The sequence below is a fragment of the Streptomyces sp. NPDC002680 genome (assembly GCF_042889145.1).
Lineage (GTDB): Bacteria > Actinomycetota > Actinomycetes > Streptomycetales > Streptomycetaceae > Streptomyces > Streptomyces adonidis.
The window spans coordinates 424,249-442,089 of the sequence record NZ_JBIAQP010000009.1; the positions used below are offsets into that span (position 1 = coordinate 424,249).

Genomic DNA, 17,841 nt, shown 5'->3' on the forward strand with positions numbered 1-17,841 from the left:
TATTTTCCAGCATCTTCGGAGGACACCAGTGGGACGACTCTTCGGCACGGACGGCGTGCGCGGTGTCGCCAACGCGGACCTGACGGCCGAGATGGCCCTCGGCCTGTCCGTAGCGGCGGCGCATGTACTCGCCGAGGCGGGTTCGTTCGAGGGCCACCGGCCGGTCGCCGTGGTCGGACGGGACCCACGTGCGTCCGGGGAGTTCCTGGAGGCCGCGGTCGTCGCGGGCCTCGCCAGCGCGGGCGTCGACGTCCTGCTGGTCGGCGTACTGCCCACCCCGGCGGTCGCGTTCCTCACCGCCGAACTCGGCGCGGACCTCGGCGTGATGCTCTCCGCCAGCCACAACGCCATGCCGGACAACGGCGTCAAGTTCCTGGCCCGCGGCGGCCACAAGCTCGACGACGACCTGGAGGAGCGGATCGAGGCGGTGTACGAGGAGCACCGCACCGGCGCTCCCTGGGACCGCCCGACCGGCGGCGGCGTGGGGCGCGTACGGACGTACGACGAGGGCTTCGAGCAGTACGTCACCCATCTCGTCGGCGTGCTCCCGAACCGCCTCGACGGTCTCAAGGTCGTGCTGGACGAGGCGCACGGCGCCGCCAGCCTGGTCTCGCCCGAGGCGTTCACCCGGGCCGGCGCCGAGATCGTCACCATCGGCGCGGAGCCGGACGGCCTCAACATCAACGACGGCTGCGGCTCGACCCACCTCGGCAAGCTCCAGGCCGCCGTCCTCGAACACGGCGCCGACCTCGGCATCGCCCACGACGGCGACGCCGACCGCTGCCTCGCCGTCGACCACACCGGTGAGGAGGTGGACGGCGACCAGATCATGGCCGTACTCGCGCTGGCGATGCGGGAGCGGGGGGTGCTGCGGGCCGACACCGTTGTCGCGACGGTGATGTCGAACCTGGGCTTCAAGCTGGCGCTGGAGCGGGAGGGGCTGTCCCTGATCCAGACGGCGGTCGGGGACCGGTATGTGCTGGAGGAGATGAAGGAGCACGGGTACGCGCTGGGCGGCGAGCAGTCCGGGCACGTGATCATCTCGGACCACGCGACCACGGGCGACGGGACGTTGACGGGGCTGCTGCTGGCGGCCCGGGTGGCGCAGACGGGTCGTACGCTGAAGGATCTCGCGGGTGTCATGGAGCGGTTGCCGCAGGTGCTGGTGAACGTGCCGGACGTCGACCGGACGAAGGTCGGTACGTCCGCGGAGCTGGCGGCCGCGGTCGCCGACGCCGAGCGTGAACTCGGGGCCACCGGGCGGGTGTTGCTGCGGCCTTCCGGGACCGAGCCGTTGGTCCGGGTGATGGTCGAGGCGGCGGACATCGACCAGGCCCGGTCCGTGGCCGGGCGGTTGGCGGATGTGGTGAAGTCCGCGCTCGGTTAACCCTGTTGGAGGGGGACCGTCGGCGGTCCGGGAACGCCGTGGCGGTCCCGGACGCCGTGCGGGAACGGTCTACCAGTTGTCCGGCCGCACCTCGTACGTGAGGGTGTAGTGGGCCCCGTTGTTGCGGAACACCGCGACCTGCTCACCGCGGCCCGAGACGCCCGTACTGATGTGGAAGTCGCCCAGGTGGTCGTCCGGGTCGAAGTCGTCCTTGTCCCACATGGAGACGACGTCGGCCCCGCTGTTGACCATCGTGAACGGCCCGTTGTTGACGTTGATGACCGCGCCGTTGTTGATGTCGCCGCGACCCCAGACGCGCTGGCCGCGGAAGTCCACCCACAGCTCGTCCTCGCCGTTGTCCTCGGTCTCGATGCACCGCAGTTGGTAGAACTTGACCTGGAACCCCATGGTCGCCTCCCCGTTCCCTCTGGTCGTCGGACGTGTTTCCGACACCCATGAGAATGCGCGTATCGAGACCGCCCCCGCGTCCACTCTGGGGTGGATTAGCCGCGTACGACCCAGGGTGGACGTTTCTGCGTGGCTCCGAGGCGGTTCCATGGAGCCATGAGTGACTCGAACGACCCCATGGATGAGACAACCGCACTGGTCACAGCCGTGGACGTCACCCTCGAACCCATCGGTGCCAGGGCCCTCCTCGTCGACCGGGACGCGCTCCTCGTCCCTGATCCGCCGCAGCTCCTCACCGAGCCGCAGGGGGCGCTGGTCGCCGTGATCACCCCGGTGCCCGCCGGGAGCGGGCCGGTGGAGCGGATCGCGGTGGCCGACGTGGAGCGGCTCGAACCCGGGCCGGGTCTGACGGCGAGCGTGGTCCGGCTCGCGGAGCTGTCCCGCTACGTGGTGCGCGCCGAGCCCTTCACCCAGCGTCGGCTGACCGAGGCACTGCTCGCGGAGAGCGGCGACCTGTGGGCGGCGATGCGCGGACTCGGCTACGACTCGCCGGTGCCTGCCCGGCCCCGAGAGGCGGGTCTGGCCGCGCTGAGCGAGGACCGGCTCGACGCGTTCGCCGACGGGCCCTGCCGGGTCATCCGCCTCTGCCTGCCGCACCCGCCGCGTCCCGACGGGTCGCACCCGCCGACCGGACCGTGATGACCGGGCCCCAAGCCGCCCTCGGCAGGCTGTACCGGGCGGCCCCCGCCGTCCAGGACTCGGTGCTTGCCACCGCCCTGCTGCTGCCCGACCTGTTCCTCTTCTCGGACTTCGCCCTCCCGCACGTCGGCCTGGCCGACCGGCTGGTCACCGTCGGGTACGCCGTCCTCGGCCACGCGGCGCTCGCGGCCCGGCGGCGAGCGCCCCGCGCGGTGTTCGGCTATGTGTGGGCGCACGCCCTCGGTGGTGAACTCCTCACCGCCGCCGGGATGTTCGACTACAGCCCGACCCTGGCCCTGCTCGTCGCGCTCTACACCGTCGCGGCCCTCGGGAGTGCCCGGTGGGCCGGGCTCGCGCTGGCCTCGGTGACGGTTCCGGTGGCGCTCTCGGTGCGGGCGGCGCTCGCCGACGTACCCGCCGAGGAGCAGCTCACCTCCCTGATCGGGGTGGCCTGCTTCTACGGGCTGCTCAACCTGGAGGTGTGGGCCGTCGGCCGGTGGGCGCGGGCGGGGCGGGCGGCGGCCCTCCGGGACAGGCTCGCGCTGGCCCGCGCCCAGGAGGCGGTCCTGTCCGAACGGGCGCGCACGGCACGGGAGTTGCACGACATCGTCGCCAACGCGGTCACCGTCATGGTGTTGCAGGCGGGTGGTGCCCGCCGGGTGCTGCGGACCGACCCGGACCGGGTCGAGCAGGCCCTCGACCAGATCGAGTCGAGCGGCAGGACCGCCGTCGCCGAGCTGCGGCACATGCTGCTGGTGCTGCGCACCGACGGTGAGCGGTTCGCCGCCGAGGGGCCGGGCTTCGGGCTCGCCGACCTGGACCCGCTCCTGAACGGGGTGCGCCAGGTGGGTCTCGACGCCCAGGTGGAGGTGACCGGTGTCCCCGCCGTGCTCACCAGGAGCGTCGACCTGACCGCGTACCGGCTGGTGCAGGAGGCGCTGACCAACGCGGCCAAGCACGCGGGCCCTGGCGCGGCCACGGTCGTACGCCTCGACTGGCACGGGTCCGGCGGCCGGCTGCGGATCGAGGTCGGCGACGACGGGCGGGGCACCCCGGCGACCGCCCGCTCCGAACTGTCCACCGGGCACGGGCTGATCGGGCTGCGGGAGCGGGTCGCCGGCTGCGGCGGCACGTTCGACGCCGGGCCCACCGGGGACGGTGGCTTCCGGGTCGCCGCCACCCTGCCGACCCAGGGACACTTCCGGCAGGAGGCCGCGTCATGATCCGGGTACTGCTCGCGGACGACCAGGCGATGGTGCGTTCCGCGCTCGCCATGCTGCTCACCGGCGAGGACGGCATCGAGGTGGTGGGCGAGGCCGCCGACGGCGCGCAGGCCATGGCCCTCGCGGCCGAACTGCGCCCCACGGTCGTCGTCATGGACGTACGGATGCCCGGCACGGACGGGGTCGAGGCGACCCGGCGGATCACCGCCGACGCCTTCCCCGGCGAGGCCCGGGTGCTCGTGCTGACGACGTACAACGTCAGCGAGGCCGTCTACCAGGCGCTGCGCGCCGGGGCCTCCGGCTTCCTGCTCAAGGACGCGGCCCCCGGCGAGCTGGTGAGCGCGGTCCGGGCGCTCGCAGCCGGTGACGGCTGGCTGGACCCCGCGGTGACCGCCGGCCTGCTGGCCGAGTTCGCCGCCCGGCCGGAGCGGATCAGACCGGCCCCCGAGGAACTGGCCGCGCTCACCGGCCGGGAGCGCGAGGTGCTCGTCCTGGTCGCGCACGGGCTCTCCAACGCCGAGATCGCCGCCCATCTGTTCATCGGCGAGGCGACGGTGAAGACCCACGTCGGGCGGATCCTGCTGAAGCTCGGTATGCGGGACAGGGCTCAGGCGGTCGCCGCGGCCTACCAGAGCGGACTGGTCGCACCGGGCTCGTCCCCGCCGGGGCCCTGATCCGGGTCTCTTCTACCGGGCTTCGGATTTCTGGCGCTGCCTGGTCCAGAGCCACTTCTGGGCCAGGAGCGTGAGAGTGGCGGCCAGGACGATGCCCAGGAGGTTCAGGAGGAGCTGGGCCGTGGAGCCCCAGGCCTGGCCGTACTCGCCGTAGGCGAAGGCCACTGCCGCGTTCGAGGCTGCCGGGACCGTGGTCACCGAGATGGCCACGCCCACCAGGAGGCCCGACTTCGCGGAGGTCAGGGAGAGCATGCCGGCGATGCCCGCGAGGACGGCGACGACGAACGAGAACGCGTCCGGCTGGTAGATGAAGTTCGTGTTGGGGCGTTCGGCGTCCAGCTGGACGCGGCTGAACAGGTCCACGGTGTCCATGAAGTAGGTGAAGCCGACCGTCGCCGCCATCGCCACCGCGAAGCCCACCAGCAGGGCGGTCAGTGAGCGTGCCGCCAGTCTCGGGTGGCGTTGGACGAGGGCGGTGCTCACGCCGGCCAGGGGGCCGAACTCCGGGCCCACCGCCATCGCGCCCACGATCAGGATCGCGTTGTCGAGGACCACACCACAGGCCGCGATCATCGTGGCGAGCGTGATGAAGGCGACGTACGTGATCGAGAGCGTCGACTCCTCGTGGGTCGCGTCCGCGAGATGCTCCCACAGGACCGCGTCCGCACCCTCGCCGGGAGCCTCCTCCTCCGCCTTGTCGGCGCGCTTGGAGAGTGACAGGTCGATGTTCTCCACGGCGATCGAACCGGTCGTGTCGAGGTCCAACGCCCGCAGTCCGCCGATGAGTTCGTCGCCCGCCTCCCGGGCCACGTCGCACATCACGACGTCCCCGGCGGGGTTGCGGGCGGCGCCGGGGAGGACGACCAGGTGGGTGGTGCCGACCGTCTTCTCGATCAGGCGGACCACGTCGTTGGTCCGGTCGGCGGGGGTGATGAGGCGTAGGTGGAGCATGGGGGCAGGGTACGACTTCGGGATTACAGCTTGCGCAGGCTGAGGCGTTGGACCTTGTGGTCCGGGCCCTTGCGGATGATCAGGGTGGCGCGGCCGCGGGTGGGGGCCACGTTCTCCAGGAGGTTCACCTTGTTGATGGTGCGCCAGGTGGTGCGGGCGTAGTCGAGGGCCTCCTCCTCGGACACCTGCGTGTACTTGCGGAAGTACGAGGACGGGTTCTGGAACGCCGTCTCGCGCAGCCGCCGGAAGCGATTCAGGTACCAGCGCTCGATGTCCTCGGGTCGGGCGTCGACGTACACGCTGAAGTCGAAGTAGTCGGCGAGGCCGACGCGGGTGCGGCCGTCGCTGCCGGGGAGGGCGGGCTGGAGGACGTTCAGGCCCTCGACGATCAGGATGTCCGGGCGGCGGACCGTGAGCTTCTCGCCGGGGACGATGTCGTAGATGAGGTGGGAGTAGACGGGGGCCGTGACCTCGTCCTTCCCGGCCTTGATGTCCGCCACGAACCGGGTGAGGGCCCGGCGGTCGTACGACTCGGGGAAACCTTTCCGCGACATGAGGCCACGGGAGGTCAGCTCGGCGGTGGGGAGCAGGAAGCCGTCGGTGGTCACCAGTTCTACGCGCGGGTGTTCGGGCCAGCGGGAGAGCAGCGCCTGGAGGAGACGGGCGACGGTGGATTTCCCGACGGCCACGGACCCCGCGACCCCTATGACGAAGGGGGTGCCGGTCTGGGTGCCCTGTTCGCCCAGGAAGGTGTTCAGGGCTCCCCTTAGGCCGTCCGTGGCGCCGACGTACAGATTGAGGAGGCGGGAGAGCGGGAGGTAGATGTCCCGCACCTCGTCGAGGTCGATGACATCGCCCAGACCACGCAGCTTCTCGACCTCCTCGGCGGTGAGGGGGAGCGGCGTCTTGTCGCGCAGCGCACTCCACTCGGCACGGGTGAGGTCGACGTAGGGAGTCGCCTCCGGCCGCTGCCGGTGGGCGCTCCGGGGCATCGAGGAGACCGGAGAGATCACAGTCCATTGTTACGGGAGTGTGGACGGGGTGGGGGGTGGGGTGCGTCACGCCACCCCCGGGGTTCCCGGCTCGTCGGCAGACCGCTCCCTTCTCGGTGTCCACTCCGGAATTGAACCTTCCGAATAATGGCGCGACGATGCCGGACGCGTTTTGGTTGCGTGATTGCGGGATTTTCTGCGTCGCGCGGAGTGGTGTCGGTCATGGAGTCCGGTGTGGCGTTCAAGGCGTTTTATGGCGAAGCTGAACTGGGCAAATGTCTCGGGTCGGGTCAATCAAGGCTCAAATTCAGGTGAGTGATCACGGTGGCGTTGCGATCGGATATCGGCTGGCGCCCCTGTGAACTCCTGCGGATTTCTGCTGCGTAAAGTGCGGATAAAGCAATGACGTTTCTTTGGAAGTGAGAGTTTTCGACGTGAGATCTGCCGCTGTTCGCCGTACCGCCCTCGCCGCCTCTGCCGCTGCCCTGGCGCTTCTCGTCACCGCATGTGGCGGTTCGTCCGACGACGGCGTCGGCGACAGCGGCAAGGCCGGTGGCAGCGGGGAGAGTACCCAGGCCGGTAAGACTGCCTCCGGCAAGGCGCTCACCTCCGCCGAGTTGGCGAAGGTCGCCCTCGTGCAGGCGGACGTCAAGAGCGGGACCCTCACCGAGAAGGTGCCGGCGAAGGACGACATCGCGCAGAGTGGCGTGACGTCGGAGGACGTGGCCTGTGCGCCGCTGGCGTATCTCCAGTCCGGTTCCTACGTCGGCAAGCCGGCGGCCACGGTGAAGCGGACGTGGAAGGGCGACGCCGCGAAGCCTGCCGCCGGGGCGAGCGAGGAGGACCAGTTCCTCGCCACCCTCGACCTTGAGCAGGCCGTCATCACGCTGGCCTCCTACGACGACGGTGGCGCCGAGCAGGCCATGAAGGACCTGAACACCTCCGTCGAGAAGTGCGCCGCCGGGTTCTCCTACACCGTGACCGGCACGAAGAGCGACGCCTTGAAGGTGACCAAGACCGCGGCGCCCGAGGGAGCGGACGAGGCGCTCGCCCTGACGATGACCGTGGACGCCGGTTTGAAGGCACCGATGAAGGCCGTCGTTGTCCGCAAGGGCACCACCGTCGTCTACGTCCCCGCCGTCAACTTCGCCTCGGCCTCCACCGGCAAGGACTACGACTTCCCCACGGAGATCATCGACGCGCAGCTCGCCAAGCTCGGCTGAGCCACGTCCCCCCCGGCTCCGGGAATTTCCGATATCGGGCACGCGGTGCACGAGTGTGGCGTGTGTTCGATCGTAGGCTGCGGCACATGTGCGGAATCGTGGGTTACGTGGGGTCGCAGTCGGCTCTCGACGTCGTGATGGCCGGGCTGAAGCGGCTGGAGTACCGGGGGTACGACTCGGCCGGTGTGGCGGTCCTGGCCGATGGTGGGTTGGCTGCCGCCAAGAAGGCCGGGAAGCTCGTCAACCTGGAGAAGCGGCTCGTCGAGCGGCCGTTGCCGAGTGGCGGCACGGGCATCGGGCACACCCGGTGGGCCACCCACGGCGGGCCCACCGACGCCAACGCCCATCCGCATCTCGACAACGCCGGGCGCGTCGCCGTCGTCCACAACGGGATCATCGAGAACTTCGCCTGTCTGCGGGCGGAGTTGGCCGAGCGCGGGCATGAGCTGAACTCGGAGACCGATACCGAGGTCGTCGCGCATCTGCTCGCCGAGGAGTTCTCCGCGTGTGCCGATCTCGCCGAGGCCATGCGGCTTGTGTGCCGGCGGCTTGAGGGGGCGTTCACGCTCGTCGCCGTGCATGCCGACGAGCCGGACGTCGTCGTCGGGGCGCGGCGGAACTCGCCGCTGGTGGTGGGAGTCGGAGAGGGCGAGGCCTTTCTCGCCTCGGACGTCGCCGCGTTCATCGCCCACACGCGGTCGGCGATCGAGCTGGGTCAGGACCAGGTGGTGGAGCTGCGCCGGGACGGGGTCACGGTGACGGGCTTCGACGGCAGTCCGGGGGACGCGCGGTCGTATCACGTCGACTGGGACGTGTCGGCCGCGGAAAAGGGGGGCTATGACTACTTCATGCTCAAGGAGATCGCCGAGCAGCCCAAGGCTGTCGCCGATACCTTGCTGGGGCGTATCGACGCGGCCGGCTCACTGACGCTCGATGAAGTGCGGATTCCTGCGGGTGCGTTGCGGGAGGTCGAGAAGGTCGTGGTGGTGGCGTGCGGTACGGCATTTCATGCCGGGCTCATCGCCAAGTACGCCATCGAGCACTGGACGCGCATTCCGTGCGAGGTGGAGCTGGCCAGCGAGTTCCGGTATCGGGATCCGATCCTCGACGCTCGTACCCTCGTCATCGCCATCTCCCAGTCCGGCGAGACCATGGACACCCTGATGGCGCTGCGGCACGCCCGCGAGCAGGGTGCCAAGGTGCTGGCTATCTGCAACACCAACGGCTCGACGATCCCGCGTGAGTCGGACGCGGTGCTGTACACGCATGCGGGGCCCGAGGTCGCGGTCGCGTCGACCAAGGCGTTCCTGACGCAGTTGGTGGCGTGTTATCTCGTCGCCCTGTATTTGGGGCAGGTGCGCGGTACCAAGTGGGGCGATGAGATTCGGGCCGTCGTGCGTGACCTGGCGGAGGTTTCCGGTGCGGTCGAGCAGGTGCTGGAGACCATGGAGCCCGTGCGCGAGCTGGCACGTTCGCTCGCCGACAAGAACACGGTGCTGTTCTTGGGGCGGCATGTGGGGTATCCGGTGGCGCTGGAGGGTGCGCTGAAGTTGAAGGAGTTGGCGTACATGCACGCCGAGGGCTTCGCTGCCGGTGAGCTGAAGCACGGGCCCATCGCGTTGATCGAGGATGACGTGCCGGTGGTTGTCGTGGTGCCCTCGGCTCGGGGGCGTTCCGTCCTCCACGACAAGATCGTGTCCAACATCCAGGAGATCAGGGCGCGGGGTGCGCGGACGATCGTCATCGCGGAGGAGGGGGACGAGGCGGTGGTGCCGTATGCGGACCACTTGATCCGCATCCCGGCGACACCGACGCTGCTGCAACCGCTGGTGGCTACGGTGCCGTTGCAGGTGTTCGCTTGTGAGCTGGCGACGGCTCGGGGCAACGAGGTGGATCAGCCTCGGAACCTGGCGAAGTCGGTGACGGTGGAGTGAGCTGACTTCAAGGTGTCCAGGAAGGGTGCGAAGGCTTCGGTCGGGAAGGTGAGGGTTGCCCTGGCGGGGGCTTTCGTGTCGCGGATGGCTATGTGGGTAGGGGAGTTGGCGATCTCCACACACGCGTTGCCGTCGTCCGGGCCTGAGTAGGACGACTTCCGCCAGTTGCCCATGGGGTGCCTCACAGCTCTTTCGCCAGCCGGTTGATGAAGTCACGCGACCGTTCGGGGTCGAGCGATACGTCTTCCACCTTACGGAAGCGTGTTCGGAAGGCGCTGAGCTGTGCTTCGGAGTCGATGAAGGCCGAGCCGTGGGGCACGTCACGCACGACGGTGTCCAGTTTGGGTAGGGGGCCACCGACGTACGTCATGGTGCTGGCCGCCCTGCCGAAGCCATCCAGGTCGAACGGGATGACGCGCACGGTGATGTTGTCCGTTTCGGAGAGTTCTCCGAGTTTGACGAGTTGGGCTCGGGAGGCGGCGCGGTCGCTGACCCTGATGCGTAGGGCGGATTCGTGGATCACCAACTCGTACGGGACGGTGATCTGCTGGCGTCTCATTCGGTGGCGCAAGCGCAACTCAAGCTCGTCGTGGGTGAGTTCGGGAACCCTGGAGGAGAAGACTGCGCGGGCGTAGTCCTCTGTCTGTAGAACGCCGGGTACGTACAGGATCGCCACCTCGTGCTGGAACGTGGCGTGGTGCTCCAGTTCTGCGAGATCCAGGAACGACGTGGGTAGTTGGCCTCGGTAATCCTCCCACCAGCCGCGTGTCCGGTCGGTGGCAATGCCGACCAGGGCGTTGATGAACTCCTCGTCCGTGCACGCGTAGTGGGACGCGAGGCGGCGCAGCCGCTGTTCGCTCACTCCGATGGCCCCGGATTCGATCTGGCTGATCTGGACGCGATTCAACCCAAGAAGCCTTGCTGCCTCGACGGCGTTGAGTCCCGCCGCCTCGCGAAGCCTGCGCAACTCAACCCCCAGCCGCATCTGACGCGCAGTCGGTTCGCGCCTCTGGACCATCAGTTGCTCCTTGGTTCAACGCGGTTGCCAATGCGGCCCGTTAGGGGTCAGATTACGCGATCGGCTTGCCTTGGATTACGCGTAACCCCTACCGTCGGTGATGCAACGCACACGCTGCGGAAGTGCACCGCGCCGTCCTGCCATGACGGCCGCGACAATGCCACCGCCCGCTCACCGCGCCCCCCACAACCGAACGGGAGTTGACGCATGCCCGAAACCAAGTCCAATTCCGAGCTCGACCCCGAGTTCACGACCAACCCCGAGTCCTGGGAGTACTCCCTCTACATCCCCAACGACCCCCGAGCCGTCACCGTCAGCCGCCGCACCCTCCGCCTCATCCTGACCATGCACGGACTCATCGGCCTCGTCGACGTCGCCGAACTCCTCGCCAGTGAGCTGGTGTCCAACGCCGTACGGCACACCAAGGGGCCCGCGGCCCTGCGTGTCCGCTGGTCCGCCGGCGTACTCCGCATCGGGGCCTGGGACGCCGACCCCCGACCGCCGCAGCCGCCCCGGGACTTGGGTCAGCTTGTCGAGCTGGAGCCGGAGGACGGGCGTGGGCTGGGGATGGTGGTGGCCTGTTCCGAGCTGTGGGGGTGGCAGCCGCTGAGTCGGTTCGGGAATCGAGGGAAATTCGTGTGGTGCGAGCTGCGGGCCGCCGCGTGACGCACCCGAACCGAGAGCTGGAGCTGGGCCTGCGCCCGGAACTGGAAGAGGAAGTCTCCGGCATCGCCACGGGGCTTGTGGCGGCCATGGCCTTGGTTGGCCTCTCGCCCGAGAAGGCCATGGCCGAACTCCGCGGCAGGCTCAGGGAGATCAGCAAGCGGGAGGGTTTGTCGCCCGGAGAGATCGCGTATCTGCGGGGCAAGATCGAGCAATGGCCGCCGGGATACGTCGAGCGGTGGGCCATCGGCTACGCCGTCGGCCTGGCGAAGGGGAGAGCCAAAGCGATTCTGACCGTGCTGGAAGTACGGAGGCTCCCCGTCTCCGACGACATCCGCGAACGCGTCACCACCTGCGCCGACCTTGCTCGCCTCGATGACTGGCTCGACCGCGTCGGCGCGGCGGAGCGTGCTGAGGATCTGTTCGGCAAGGCGGCCGACTGAGGTCGCCGTACGGATCGTAAAGTGCCCGGATGAGCATCATCGGAGTCGGCATCGACGTCGCCGAGATCGAGCGGTTCCGGGCCTCGTTGGAGCGGACGCCCGGGCTGGCCCAACGGCTGTTCCTGGAGGGCGAGTTGCTGCTGCCCAGTGGTGAGCGGCGTGGGGCCGCCTCGCTGGCCGCGCGGTTCGCCGCGAAGGAGGCGCTCGCCAAGGCGCTGGGGGCGCCCGGCGGGCTGCTCTGGACCGACGCGGAGGTCTGCGTCGAGGACAGCGGGCGGCCCTGGCTGCGGGTGACGGGGACGGTGGCCGCGCGTGCGGAGGAACTCGGGGTGCGGTCGTGGCATGTGTCGCTCAGTCATGATGCGGGGGTTGCCTCGGCCGTTGTGGTTGCCGAGGGGTAGGGGAGGCGACCGGGCCGCCGTGTCAGGTCGTGCACGGTGGGGCGTACGGCAGGTCCGGGGAGACGTACTTCTTCCACTGGGATGGCGTCATCGCGGTGGACGTTGACGCGCACAGGAGTGTGCGGGCCCTGGCGGGGTCGGTCTGCCAGAGGCGTACTGTGCCGTCGTCGCCGCCGGTGATCAGGGTGCCGGAGCGGGGGCCGAAGGTCAGCGCGGCGATCAGGCCGCTGTGGCCCGTGACCGGGAGGCCGTACGCGGTGGCGTGGGCCGGGTCGGAGGTGTCCCAGAGGCGGACCTGTCCGACGGCGTCGCCGCTCGCGAGGAGGCGGCCGTCCGGGGAGAACCCGATGCTGGGCACGGTCCCTCCGGTGACCAGTGGGTCTCCGACAGAGGCCGGGGCCTTCGGCCGCGTCACGTCCCACAGCCGGATGGTGCTGTCCACGTTGCCGGTCGCGATCAGGTTCGTACGGGGGCTCGCGGCGAGGGCGAAGACGAGCTGGCCGCTCGCCAGCCGGCCGACCTCGGTGGGTACGGTGCCGGCGCCCGTCCGCCATACGCGCAGCGCGCCGTCGTACAGGCCGCCGGTGTAGAAGTATCCGCCGCGGGGTGCGGCGGCCACGGCCCTGAGCGGCAGGCGCAGTTCGCCGAGCGTGCCCTTGCCGAGGGCCGCCGGGCGGGCCGGGTCGGAGACGTCCCAGGCTCGCAACTCGCCGGTGTAGCCGCCCTGGAGCTGCGTGCTGCCCGCGAGCAGTGTGCGGCCGGTGCTGTCGAAGGCCAGGCCCGCGACCGGTTGGGCCATGCCGGGCTGTGCCAGGCCGGTCCCCACCGGGCGGGTCGGTGCCGTCACGTCCCACAACCGGACGCCCCCGTCGTTGTCACCGGTGGCCAGCACCGCCCGCCCGGACTTCCCCGGTGCGAAGGCCAGCGTGTTGACCCCGGTGCGGAACCGGGGCAGCCTGCCGAGGAGGGTCAGCCGGTCCGGGTCGGCGAGGTCCCAGAGGGTGACGTCGGCACCGGAGGCCACCGCGAGCAGTCGGCCGTCGTCGGTCGGTGCCAGTGCGGCGACCCCGTTGCCCGCCTCGGTGACGGCCAGGGTCGCGGGCAGCCTCCAGAGCCGCACCCCGCCGTCCGCGCTGCCGCTGGCCAGGGTGCGTCCGTCGGTGTCGAAGGCGAGGCTGGAGACGACGGACGTGTGCCCCTGAAGCGGCGGGCCGAGCACCTTGGCCAGCCTCGCCGTCCCGAGGTTCCAGAGGAAGATACTGCCGGAGTTCTCGCCGGTGGCGAGCACACGCCCGTCCGGGCTGAAGGCGACCGACGTGGCCACGCTGTTGAGGAACAGGGTGTTCACGATCCTGGGCCGACGTGGCTTCGACACGTCCCAGACGTACACCTTGCTGTCGCTGCCCGCGCTGACCATCACCGACCCGACCGGGCTGAACGCCACCTGGTTGACGATCGACACGTGGCCGCCCAGGTCGCCGCCGAGCGCGGCCGGGTGGGCCGCGTCCGAGACGTCCCACAGCCGCAGCAGATGAGTGCGCTCGCTGCCGTCGGCGGTGCCACCGCCGACGGCCAGGGTGGTGCCGTCCGGGCTGAAGTCGACGGTGGAGGTGCTCTGCCTCTCGGTGACCAGTACGGTGCTCAGCCGTCGCGGGTGCCGTGGATCGGCGACGCTCCACAGCTCCACCCGGCCGGACGTGGTGCCGGTCGCCTGGAAACTGCTCGCGGTCGCCAGCGTCCGGCCGTCGGGGCTGAACCGCAGGGTGTGCACCGCTCCCTTCGACGCCTGGACCCAGTCCGACAGGGCGACGGGGTGCCCGCCGTCGGAGACGTCGAAGATCCGCATCGCGCCGTCCCCGCCCCCCACCGCCAGCAGACCGCGCCTCGGGCTGTACACCGACGACACCCGGGTCCCCGACCGGCCGGCGACCGGGGCGGCCAGCGGAGCCGGGCGGGTCGGGTCCGTCGCGTTCCAGAAGCGCAGCGCGTCGCCGCCGGTGGCCAGCCGCCCCTTCGCGCCGAACGAGACCGAGTGCACGGCACCGAAGTCCCCCGGCAGTCGCGTCGGCATCACCGCCCCCGCCTCCTGCATCAGCCGGGTCCGCAGCGCAGCCGTCGGCCGCATCCGGTACGCCACCAGGTCGAGTTGGGCGGCGAGCGCGCCGTTCGTGTCGCGCTGGCGGTCCGCCTCCGCCGTGACCCGGTCGAAGACCGCGTTGTCGCGCTGCTTCAGGGCGTCCGCGCGGCTGTCGAGCGCGAAGCCCGCGAGGACGGAGGCCAGCAGCGCAAGGACGGTGATGACGGCCACCGCGCCCCGCCGCAGCAGCCTGCTCCGGCGCTCGTACCGCCCGGACACGTCGAGGAAGTCGGCGACCACCTCGACGAGATCCTCGTCGCGGTCGTCCGCCGCCCAGGAACGGGCCAGCTCCAGCCGCGCGCCCCGGTACAGCGAGGCCGTGTCCTTGCGCCCGCCGTTGTCCCAGGCGACGGCCGCCTCCTCCAGTTCCTGCCGGATGGGTACGCCGCCCTGCCCCGCAGCCGCGATCCAGCCGTGCAGACGTGGCCACGCCGTCAGCAGCACCTCGTGGGTGACCTCGACGGTGGCCCGCTCGGGTCCCCTGCCCTGGGTGAGCAGCCGGGCGAGGGTGAACCGCTCGACCAGGTCCGGGACGGCCCGGGGGTCGGTGGTGGTCAGCAGCAGGTCCGCGCGGGTACGGGGGCGCCGTACGGCCTCGCCCCTGGTGCCGATCCTGACGAGGCTGAGGAACAGCTGCCGGGCCGTCCGCCGATCGGCCGGGCTCAGGCTCTTGAACTCCGTCTCGGCGGTGTCCGCCACGGCACCGTCGATGCCGCCCGTCTCCCGGTAGGTGCCCACGGTCAGGGTGTCGCCGACGCGGTTCAGCCAGGTCTTCCGCAGCGCGTGGGCGAGCAGCGGCAGTCGGCCGGCCTCGTACGCGGCGGTGCCGGTGCCCGATGTGGCGTCGGAGGCGGTCTGGGTTCCGTCGTCGCCGACGGGGGGCCCGACGGTGCCCCGCAGGTCGCGCAGGACCGCGTCCACCAGTCCCGGCCCGAGCCTGAGCCCGGCGCGCCGGGCGGGCAGGGTCACGGCGTCGCGCACGTCCTTGTCGCTCATCGGGCCGACGATCAACTGCCGGTTCTGCAGGGCGTCGTGGAGGTGGGGATGGGCGACGCAGGAGCCGTAGACGTCGGCGCGCAGCCCGTAGACGGTCAGCGCGACGGGGGCGTGCGGGCCGTCGGCACCGGTCAGGGCGGCGAGTACGGCGACGAAACGGCGGCGCACCGACTCGTCCTGGCAGAGCGTGAACAGCTCCTCCAGCTGGTCCACGACCAGCAGCACCCGCGCCTCCGTCGGCAGCGCGAGCCGCTCCCGCACCAGCCGGACGACGCTCCCCGGGCCGCTCTCCACGGCCGCGCCGACCACCGCTTCCTCGGCCCCGGTGAGCAGGGCGAGACCGGTGGTGAGGGCGGCGAGCGGAGCGGCCGTGGGGGTCAGCAGGAGCTGGGGCCAGCGTTCCGCGCCGGGCAGCTGCCCCTTGGCCAGCTCGGGCAGCAGACCGGCGCGCAGCAGCGACGACTTGCCCGCGCCGGACGGTGCGACGACGGCGAGCGGACGGTGGTCGTCCAGACACTTCTCGAGCCGGTCGAACAACCTGCTGAGCAGGGTCCTCCGGCCGAAGAACCACTCGGCGTCCGCGCGTCCGAACGCGCGCATTCCCGGGTACGGGACACCCTCGCCGCCGGCTGGGACGGTGCCCCGCTCGACCGCCTCCTCGGCGCCGCCGCCGTCGGGGTGGAAGTGCTGGTGCCGGTGCAGATGGTGGATCCGGATCAGATCGCCGTGTACGACGATCATGTTCTCCGCCGACTGGTAGACCGAGCCGTGTTCGCTGGCCCAGGCGTGCATGTCCACGTTGCGGGCGGACTCGGTGGGTCCGGTGGCGGGCTGCTCGCCGTCGTCCTCGGGACTTCTGTAGGGCGTCACCGGACGGGTACCGCCGTCGGTGTCGAGGCAGCGAGCTGTCGTCCGTCCATGGGCATCCCCCGAGTCCCTTGGCACATGCGTCGTGCAGTGTGTCGTGGGCAAAAGTGTGAGGATGTGAACGGTCCGTGACCAGGTGGTCGCTGTATGGATTTGGTGAACACGGACGAATGGACGACGGTACGGGAGACTCGGCGTATGCGAACTGCGTACAGCGTGGAGACGGTACGGGCGGCCGAGGGTGAGCTGATGGCACGGTTGCCGGAGGGCGCGCTCATGCAGCGCGCGGCGGCCGGACTGGCCGTCGCCTGCGGCCAGTTGATGGGGCGGGTGTACGGGACGCGGGTCGTCCTGCTCGTCGGCAGCGGTGACAACGGCGGCGATGCCCTGTACGCCGGGGCCCGGCTCGCCCGGCGCGGGGCGGGCGTGACCGCGGTGCTGCTCGCGCCGGAGCGTGCGCATTCTGGGGGGCTTGCGGCGCTGCGGGGGGCGGGCGGAACGGTGGTGCGCGCCGGTGGGGACTCTGGTGGGGGGTTCGGTTCCGGTGGTGGGGCTGGGGGTGGTAATGGCGGTTCGGCTTGGGGCGAGGGGAGTGACGGGGTCACGGGGGTTGTCCGGCGGGCCGATCTCGTTGTCGACGGCATCGTCGGGATCGGTGGGCGGGGTGGGCTTCGGGATGATGTCCTGCCGCTCGTGGCGGCTGTGCGGGAGTCGGGGGCCGCTGTGGTCGCCGTTGACCTGCCGAGTGGGGTCGACGCCGACAGCGGTGAGGTGCGGGGGGAGGCGATTCGGGCTGATCTGACGGTGACTTTCGGCACGCACAAGCCCGGGTTGCTCGTTGATCCCGCGCGCGAGTACGCCGGGACGGTGCGGCTCGTCGACATCGGGCTCGGGGCTGTGCTGCCTGAGGTCGCCGAGCTGGAGGCGTTGCAACACGCGGATGTCGCACGGCTGTTGCCGGTGCCCGGGGTCGAGAGCGACAAGTACCGGCGGGGCGTCGTCGGGATCGCGGCCGGGTCCGCGCGGTATCCCGGGGCCGCTGTGCTGGCCGTCGCGGGGGCGTTGCGGGGTGGGGCGGGGGCCGTGCGGTATGTGGGGCCGGCGGGGGATGCCGTGATCGCGCGTTTTCCGGAGGCGCTCGTGTCCGACCAGGGGCCGCGGGCGGCGGGGCGGGTGCAGGCGTGGGTTGTCGGGCCTGGGGCCGGGGACGATGCCGGTGCTGTCGCCGAGGTGTTGGAGGCGGATGTGCCTGTGCTGATCGATGCGGATGGGTTGCGGTTGGCCGAGCGGGAGGCTGTGCGGGGGCGGGGGGCGCCGACGTTGATGACGCCGCATGCGGGGGAGGCCGCGGCGTTGCTTGGCGTGGCTCGGGCGGAGGTGGAGGGGGCTCGGTTGTCGTCCGTTCGTGAACTGGCCGCTCGGTACGGGGCGACTGTGCTGCTCAAGGGGTCTACGACGTTGGTTGCCGGGCCGGCGGGGGGTGCTGTGCGGGTCAACTCGACCGGGACGGGGTGGCTGGCGACTGCCGGTAGTGGGGATGTGCTGTCGGGGTTGTGCGGGTCGTTGTTGGCGGCGGGGCTTTCGGCGGTGGATGCGGGGAGTGTGGGGGCGTATCTGCATGGGTTGGCGGGGCGGTTGGCGGCGGAGGGGGCGCCTGTGGGGGCGCAGGGGGTTGCGGAGGGGGTGGGGAGGGCTTGGCGGGATGTTCGGGGTGGGTGAACGGGGGGTTGTTTTCGCCCCCGCCGCCCCTACCCGTCCCATCCTTCTGGGGGCTGCGCCCCCAGACCCCCCTTGTCGCGCTGAACGCGCTCGTCCTCAAACGCCG

At 70.8% G+C, this 17,841-nt stretch carries 16 protein-coding genes; 10 read left to right on the forward strand and 6 right to left on the reverse strand.

Annotated features, from left to right (window positions below):
- Positions 1-28 precede the first annotated feature (28 nt).
- Positions 29-1,387 carry a phosphoglucosamine mutase gene (gene glmM / locus ACFYXF_RS25600; RefSeq protein ID WP_389352622.1) on the forward strand — a complete coding sequence of 453 codons (1,359 nt, stop codon included), beginning with the start codon at positions 29-31 and terminating at the stop codon, positions 1,385-1,387.
- 69 nt (positions 1,388-1,456) lie between these two features.
- On the opposite strand, the gene ACFYXF_RS25605 is transcribed toward glmM, so the two are convergent.
- Positions 1,457-1,795 carry a hypothetical protein gene (locus ACFYXF_RS25605; RefSeq protein WP_369030572.1) on the reverse strand — a complete coding sequence of 113 codons (339 nt, stop codon included), beginning with the start codon at positions 1,793-1,795 and terminating at the stop codon, positions 1,457-1,459.
- Between the two features lie 156 nt (positions 1,796-1,951).
- On the opposite strand from ACFYXF_RS25605, the gene ACFYXF_RS25610 reads away from it, so the two are divergent.
- Genes ACFYXF_RS25610 through ACFYXF_RS25620 form a run of 3 tightly spaced genes read left to right on the forward strand, consistent with a single transcriptional unit; the run spans position 1,952 to position 4,391 of the window.
- Positions 1,952-2,494: a hypothetical protein gene (locus tag ACFYXF_RS25610; RefSeq protein ID WP_389352624.1), complete on the forward strand. Its 543-nt coding sequence runs from the start codon at positions 1,952-1,954 to the stop codon at positions 2,492-2,494.
- Positions 2,494-3,717 (forward strand): sensor histidine kinase, encoded by a 1,224-nt coding sequence (locus ACFYXF_RS25615; RefSeq protein ID WP_389352626.1) that lies wholly within the window; start codon positions 2,494-2,496, stop codon positions 3,715-3,717. Before ACFYXF_RS25610 ends, ACFYXF_RS25615 begins: the two co-directional genes overlap by 1 nt.
- A complete protein-coding gene (locus ACFYXF_RS25620; RefSeq protein ID WP_389352628.1) occupies positions 3,714-4,391 on the forward strand; it encodes a response regulator in 678 nt (225 codons plus the stop codon). The genes ACFYXF_RS25615 and ACFYXF_RS25620 overlap by 4 nt, the downstream gene beginning before the upstream one ends.
- Positions 4,392-4,403: 12 nt before the next feature.
- On the opposite strand, the gene ACFYXF_RS25625 is transcribed toward ACFYXF_RS25620, so the two are convergent.
- Both ACFYXF_RS25625 and coaA read right to left on the reverse strand, forming a co-directional pair.
- Positions 4,404-5,342 (reverse strand): DUF389 domain-containing protein, encoded by a 939-nt coding sequence (locus tag ACFYXF_RS25625; protein WP_389352629.1) that lies wholly within the window; start codon positions 5,340-5,342, stop codon positions 4,404-4,406.
- Between the two features lie 23 nt (positions 5,343-5,365).
- Positions 5,366-6,334 carry a type I pantothenate kinase gene (coaA, locus tag ACFYXF_RS25630; protein ID WP_389352688.1) on the reverse strand — a complete coding sequence of 323 codons (969 nt, stop codon included), beginning with the start codon at positions 6,332-6,334 and terminating at the stop codon, positions 5,366-5,368.
- 434 nt (positions 6,335-6,768) lie between these two features.
- Between coaA and ACFYXF_RS25635 the strand changes: the two genes are divergently transcribed.
- On the forward strand, positions 6,769-7,557 hold the full coding sequence (locus ACFYXF_RS25635; RefSeq protein ID WP_389352631.1) for a hypothetical protein: 789 nt from the start codon (positions 6,769-6,771) through the stop codon (positions 7,555-7,557).
- Between the two features lie 86 nt (positions 7,558-7,643).
- Positions 7,644-9,491, forward strand: coding sequence for a glutamine--fructose-6-phosphate transaminase (isomerizing) (gene glmS / locus ACFYXF_RS25640; protein ID WP_389352632.1), 1,848 nt, complete (start codon positions 7,644-7,646; stop codon positions 9,489-9,491).
- Here glmS and ACFYXF_RS25645 read toward each other — a convergent pair.
- Together ACFYXF_RS25645 and ACFYXF_RS25650 are read right to left on the reverse strand one after the other, a co-directional pair.
- On the reverse strand, positions 9,452-9,664 hold the full coding sequence (locus ACFYXF_RS25645) for a DUF397 domain-containing protein (RefSeq protein WP_389352633.1): 213 nt from the start codon (positions 9,662-9,664) through the stop codon (positions 9,452-9,454). The genes glmS and ACFYXF_RS25645 overlap by 40 nt on opposite strands.
- 8 nt (positions 9,665-9,672) lie before the next feature.
- The gene (locus ACFYXF_RS25650; protein WP_389352634.1) at positions 9,673-10,509 is read right to left on the reverse strand and encodes a helix-turn-helix domain-containing protein; all 837 of its coding nucleotides are present in this window, start codon (positions 10,507-10,509) and stop codon (positions 9,673-9,675) included.
- A 207-nt stretch (positions 10,510-10,716) separates the two neighbouring features.
- Between ACFYXF_RS25650 and ACFYXF_RS25655 the strand changes: the two genes are divergently transcribed.
- Genes ACFYXF_RS25655 through ACFYXF_RS25665 form a run of 3 tightly spaced genes read left to right on the forward strand, consistent with a single transcriptional unit; the run spans position 10,717 to position 12,016 of the window.
- Positions 10,717-11,175, forward strand: a complete 459-nt coding sequence (locus tag ACFYXF_RS25655; RefSeq protein WP_389352636.1) for an ATP-binding protein — start codon at positions 10,717-10,719, stop codon at positions 11,173-11,175.
- Positions 11,148-11,615, forward strand: coding sequence for a hypothetical protein (locus ACFYXF_RS25660; protein ID WP_389352637.1), 468 nt, complete (start codon positions 11,148-11,150; stop codon positions 11,613-11,615). Before ACFYXF_RS25655 ends, ACFYXF_RS25660 begins: the two co-directional genes overlap by 28 nt.
- 29 nt (positions 11,616-11,644) lie before the next feature.
- On the forward strand, positions 11,645-12,016 hold the full coding sequence (locus tag ACFYXF_RS25665) for a holo-ACP synthase (protein ID WP_389352638.1): 372 nt from the start codon (positions 11,645-11,647) through the stop codon (positions 12,014-12,016).
- Positions 12,017-12,038: 22 nt separating this feature from the next.
- Here the strand turns inward: ACFYXF_RS25665 and ACFYXF_RS25670 are convergent, their stop codons facing one another.
- The gene (locus ACFYXF_RS25670) at positions 12,039-16,019 is read right to left on the reverse strand and encodes a hypothetical protein (RefSeq protein ID WP_389352639.1); all 3,981 of its coding nucleotides are present in this window, start codon (positions 16,017-16,019) and stop codon (positions 12,039-12,041) included.
- Positions 16,020-16,214: 195 nt separating this feature from the next.
- Between ACFYXF_RS25670 and ACFYXF_RS25675 the strand changes: the two genes are divergently transcribed.
- On the forward strand, positions 16,215-17,735 hold the full coding sequence (locus ACFYXF_RS25675; RefSeq protein ID WP_389352640.1) for an NAD(P)H-hydrate dehydratase: 1,521 nt from the start codon (positions 16,215-16,217) through the stop codon (positions 17,733-17,735).
- Positions 17,736-17,841: the final 106 nt, after the last annotated feature.